Source organism: Streptomyces sp. NPDC029216 (assembly GCF_040648015.1).
Taxonomy (GTDB): Bacteria; Actinomycetota; Actinomycetes; order Streptomycetales; family Streptomycetaceae; genus Streptomyces.
This window is the reverse complement of record NZ_JBEZWL010000256.1, coordinates 1-5,177: the sequence shown is the minus strand read 5'-3', so window position 1 is coordinate 5,177 and position 5,177 is coordinate 1. Positions and strand designations below refer to the sequence as shown.

Here is a 5,177-nt window from a genome sequence, read left to right as displayed (position 1 = left end):
CGGCAAGAAGGCGCGCGCCACCGCCACGCCGCCGACCGCCGCCCCCGCAACCCCTGCGCCGGGCGGCCTGCCGGGCACGGCGAGCCCGGGCCCGTCCCCCTCCCCGTCCCGGACCGGCGCCTCCGGCGGCCCGTCGAAGAAGCCGGGCACCGCCTCGCCCTCCGCGTCCGCGCCCTCGCCCGGCGCGGCCAAGCCGAGCCCCGTACCGACGGGGTGCGCCGGCTGGACCCACAAGGACCCCAAGCCCGGCACCTACGGCTACATATCCGGCGACCACCACCTGCTGGCCGCGCCCTACCAGCAGTGCGCCCAGGGCGCCCTGGTCAAGAGCGGAACGAAGCTCTGGTACCAGTGCTACATCGTCAACTCGTACGGGAACCAGTGGACTTTCGTGCGCGTTGACGGAACGAACGCCACCGGCTGGCTCTACAACCGCGACCTCACCGGCCAGAAGGGATCGTCGCCCGCGTGTTAGCCCACCACCACCGCCCCGCCTAAGCTGCGGGCATGGAGTCCTACACCATCGGCCAGGCGGCCCGGCTGCTCGGCGTCAGCGTCGACACCGCCCGTCGCTGGGCCGACGCCGAGCGCTTCCCCACCCGCCGCGAGGGAACCCGCCGGATGGTCGACGGGCCGGACCTGGCCGCGTTCTGCGTGGAGGTCGCGCAGGAGGGGGCCGACGGGGACGAGGCCCCCTACACCTCGGCGCGCAACGCCTTCCCCGGCATCGTCACCGGTGTGAAGCTCGGCACCGTCGACGCCCAGGTGGAGATCCAGGCCGGGCCGCACCGCATCGTGTCCCTGCTGACCCGGGAGGCGGTGGAGGAGCTGGGCCTGGAGGTGGGCTCGCGGGCCACGGCGCGGGTGAAGTCGACCAGCGTCTTCGTCGACCGCGGCTGACCTCCGGCACGGGCCCCCGGGGCGCGGTGGCAGACTGGCCGCTGATCCGCCGAAGGGGAGTGCCGCCTTGTCCATGTTCAGCAACCTGCGCCGGGCCGTCCGCCGCGGCTACCAGCGGGCGGTCGACCTCAGTCACCCCGCCCGCTCGCCGCTCGGCAGCGCCGTGGTCAACTGCGTGGTCTACCGGGACGGCATCCGCCAGGACGGCTGCGCCGAGGTCGAGGAGGCGCTGCGGCGGGTCCGCAAGACGGGCGAGGGCTTCGTCTGGATCGGCCTGCACGAGCCCTCGCAGCTGGAGCTCTCCGGGCTCGCCGAGCTGTTCGGGCTGCACCCGCTGGCCGTCGAGGACGCCGTCCACGCGCACCAGCGGCCCAAGGTGGAGCGCTACGACGACACCCTGTTCGCCGTCTTCAAGACCGTCCGCTACGTCGAGCACGAGGAACTGACGGCGACCAGCGAGGTGGTGGAGACCGGCGAGCTGATGGCCTTCATCGGCGAGGACTTCGTCATCACCATCCGGCACGGCGGCCACGGCACGCTGGGCCCCGTCCGCGAGGCCCTGGAGGCGGAGCCGGAGCAGCTGGCGAAGGGGCCGGCGGCCGTGCTGCACGCCATGGCGGACCACGTGGTCGACGACTACGTGGCCGTCACGGACGCGGTGCAGAGCGACATGGACTGCGTGGAGACGGCGGTGTTCAGCGAGCACGGCGGGCGGGGTGACGCGGGCCGGATCTACCAGCTGAAGCGCGAACTCCTGGAACTGCGGCGGGCGGTGTCCCCGCTGGGTCGGCCGCTGGAACACCTCGCCACGCAGCCGATACCGGTGATCCCGCCGGAGGTGCGGGCGTACTTCCGCGACGTGGCCGACCATCTGACGCGGGCGACCGAGCAGATCGCGGCGTACGACGGTCTCCTGGACTCGATCCTGCAGGCGCACCTGGCGCAGGTGACGGTCGCGCAGAACGAGGACATGCGGAAGATCACGGCGTGGGCGGCGATCGTGGCGGTGCCGACGATGGTGTGCGGGGTGTACGGCATGAACTTCGACCACATGCCGGAACTGCACTGGACGTACGGCTACCCGCTGGTCCTCGTCGTCATGGCGGTCGCCTGCTACGTCATCCACCGGGGCTTCCGCCGCAACGGCTGGCTCTGACCCTCGCCCTGGCCGGGTCTTTGCGGCTCGGCAGAGGCGCACAGCCACACCGGACGGCCGCTGAGCGGCACAACTGCCTTTGAAACCAGGGGTGCTGGCCTTATTCGGTTGGCTCGAAGTGGCTTGGGGGCGTCGTCGTGAGGGCATAAGTCCGGCCCGGCCCCGTTTTTCAGGGGAGGGGCCGCAGGTTCCGTCCCAAGGGGGGACTCGTGAACTACTACGTCGACGTCATCAAGCGGTACGCGGACTTCCAGGGCCGCGCCCGCCGCCAGGAGTACTGGATGTTCCTCCTCTGGAACATCCCGATCGTCATCGTCCTGACGATCCTCGACTACGCGCTCGGCAGCTACCCGGTGATCACCTGGATCTACACCCTCGCCGTCTTCCTCCCGTCCCTGGGGGTCTCGGTCCGCCGGCTGCACGACACCGGGAAGTCCGGGTGGTGGTACCTGATCAGCTTCATCCCCTTCATCGGCTTCATCTGGATGATCATCCTGATGGCCGCCGAGGGCGACGCCGGGCCCAACCTCTACGGACCGAACCCGAAGCAGATCGGAGCCTGAACCACAGCCGCGCAACCCGTACGCCGTAACGCCGTCACCGGCAGCTCACAGCCGGTGACGGCGTTTTCGCGCGCGGGGTGACACGCGTCTCGCCCGGGTTGCGGCAGGGGGCTGTCCTGACAGGGCCGATCACGAGATATCTTGATGTCGAGCAATGTTGCAGACGAGAGACGCAGACTGTGGAGCGGAGCATCCGGTGACTGACTCGACCATCATCTACACGCACACTGACGAGGCCCCGGCCCTCGCGACGTATTCCTTCCTGCCCGTGGTGCAGGCCTACGCGTCGACGGCCGGTGTGAATGTCGAGACCCGTGACATCTCCCTGGCCGGTCGGATCATCGCCCTGTTCCCCGAGTACCTGGAGGAGGGCCAGCGCATCGCCGACGCCCTCGCCGAGCTCGGCGAGCTGGCGAAGACCCCCGAGGCCAACATCATCAAGCTGCCCAACATCTCGGCCTCGATCCCGCAGCTGAAGGCCGCGATCGCCGAGCTCCAGGGCCAGGGCTACGCCCTTCCGGACTACCCGGACGACCCGAAGACCGACGAGGAGCGCGACGTCCGCGCCCGCTACGACAAGGTCAAGGGCAGCGCCGTCAACCCGGTCCTGCGCGAGGGCAACTCCGACCGCCGCGCCCCCGGCTCGGTGAAGAACTACGCCAAGGCCCACCCGCACCGCATGGGCGCCTGGAGCCCCGAGTCGAAGACGAACGTCGCCACCATGGGCGCGAACGACTTCCGCTCCACCGAGAAGTCCGCGGTGATCGCCGAGGCCGGCACCCTGCGCATCGAGCACGTCGCCGCCGACGGCGCCACCACCGTGCTGCGCGAGTCCGTCCCGGTCCTCGCCGGTGAGGTCGTGGACGCGTCCGTCATGCACGTCGACGCGCTGCGCACCTTCCTGAACGACCAGATCGAGCGCGCCAAGGCCGAGGGCGTCCTGTTCTCCGTGCACCTCAAGGCCACGATGATGAAGGTCTCCGACCCGATCATCTTCGGTCACGTGGTCCGCGCCTTCTTCCCGAAGACCTTCGCCCGCTACGGCGAGACCCTGGCCGCCGCCGGCCTGTCCCCGAACGACGGCCTCGGCACCATCCTGAACGGCCTGGGCGCGCTGCCCGAGGGCGACGCGATCAAGGCCTCCTTCGACGCCGAGATCGCCGAGGGCCCGGCCCTCGCGATGGTCGACTCCGACAAGGGCATCACCAACCTGCACGTGCCGTCCGACGTCATCGTCGACGCCTCGATGCCGGCCATGATCCGCACCTCCGGCCACATGTGGGGCCCGGACGGCGCGGAGGCCGACACCCTCGCCGTCCTCCCGGACAGCAGCTACGCCGGCGTCTACCAGGCCGTCGTCGAGGACTGCCGCGCCCACGGCGCGTTCGACCCGGCCACCATGGGCTCGGTGCCGAACGTCGGCCTGATGGCCCAGAAGGCCGAGGAGTACGGCAGCCACGACAAGACCTTCGAGATCGCCGCCGCGGGCACCGTCCGCGTCGTCGACGCCGCGGGCAACGTGCTCATCGAGCAGGAAGTCGCCGCCGGCGACATCTTCCGCGCCTGCCAGACCAAGGACCTGCCGATCCAGGACTGGGTCAAGCTCGCCGTCACCCGTGCCCGCGCCACCGGCGCCCCGGCCGTCTTCTGGCTCGACGAGGACCGCGCCCACGACGCGCAGCTGATCGCCAAGGTCAAGACGTACCTGGCCGAGCACGACACCGACGGTCTGACCATCGAGATCCTCTCCCCGGTCGAGGCCACCAAGTACTCCCTGGAGCGCATCCGCCGCGGCGAGGACACCATCTCGGTGACCGGCAACGTGCTGCGCGACTACCTGACCGACCTCTTCCCGATCCTGGAGCTGGGCACCAGCGCCAAGATGCTGTCGGTCGTCCCGCTGATGGCGGGCGGCGGCCTCTTCGAGACGGGCGCCGGCGGCTCCGCCCCGAAGCACGTCCAGCAGCTGGTCAAGGAGAACTACCTGCGCTGGGACTCGCTGGGCGAGTTCTTCGCGCTGGCCGCCTCCTTCGAGCACCTGTCCGTCACCACGGGCAACGCCCGCGCCCAGGTGCTGGCCGACACCCTCGACCGCGCCACCGGCACCTTCCTCAACGAGGACAAGTCGCCGACCCGTCGCCTCGGCGGCATCGACAACCGCGGCAGCCACTTCTTCCTCGCCCTGTACTGGGCGCAGGAGCTGGCCGCCCAGAGCGACGACGCCCAGCTGGCCGAGGCCTTCGCGCCGCTCGCCAAGACGCTGGCCGAGCAGGAGGAGACCATCGTCTCCGAGCTCATCGCCGTCCAGGGCTCCCCGGCCGACATCGGCGGCTACTACCAGCCCGACCCGGCCAAGGCCGCCGCGGTCATGCGCCCGTCCGCGACGCTGAACCAGGCGCTCGCGATCCTGGGCTGACGCCCCGGAAGCACGGAGGTACGGGTCCGCCCCGGCCGGCAGCACGCCGGCCGGGGCCGCCCCGTACCCGGGGCCCGCTCCGAGGCGGTGGCCGCGTGCCGCGCCCCCCGCCCGCCGGTACCGGCGAGATCGGAAGGGCGGA

4 protein-coding genes and 1 pseudogene are annotated in these 5,177 nt (G+C 70.9%); all 5 read left to right on the top strand.

Going from position 1 to position 5,177, the window contains the following annotated elements:
• Positions 1–475 (top strand): annotated as a pseudogene (locus tag AB0F18_RS38345) (hypothetical protein); the annotation flags it as partial.
• Between the two features lie 32 nt (positions 476–507).
• A complete protein-coding gene (locus AB0F18_RS38340; protein WP_362069922.1) occupies positions 508–900 on the top strand; it encodes a TOBE domain-containing protein in 393 nt (130 codons plus the stop codon).
• A 73-nt stretch (positions 901–973) separates the two neighbouring features.
• Positions 974–2,056 (top strand): magnesium/cobalt transporter CorA, encoded by a 1,083-nt coding sequence (gene corA / locus AB0F18_RS38335; protein WP_362069925.1) that lies wholly within the window; start codon positions 974–976, stop codon positions 2,054–2,056.
• A 209-nt stretch (positions 2,057–2,265) separates the two neighbouring features.
• Complete coding sequence (locus AB0F18_RS38330) at positions 2,266–2,619, top strand: DUF805 domain-containing protein (RefSeq protein WP_362069919.1); 354 nt, start codon at positions 2,266–2,268, stop codon at positions 2,617–2,619.
• A gap of 196 nt (positions 2,620–2,815) precedes the next feature.
• Positions 2,816–5,035 (top strand): NADP-dependent isocitrate dehydrogenase, encoded by a 2,220-nt coding sequence (locus AB0F18_RS38325; RefSeq protein WP_362069916.1) that lies wholly within the window; start codon positions 2,816–2,818, stop codon positions 5,033–5,035.
• The last annotated feature ends 142 nt before the right edge of the window (positions 5,036–5,177 follow it).

What these genes read in the sequence shown, in the direction of transcription:
- AB0F18_RS38340 (WP_362069922.1), top strand. Translation starts at nt 508, where the DNA reads ATGGAGTCCTACACCATCGGCCAGGCGGCCCGGCTGCTCGGCGTCAGC.
- corA (WP_362069925.1), top strand. Translation starts at nt 974, where the DNA reads ATGTTCAGCAACCTGCGCCGGGCCGTCCGCCGCGGCTACCAGCGGGCG.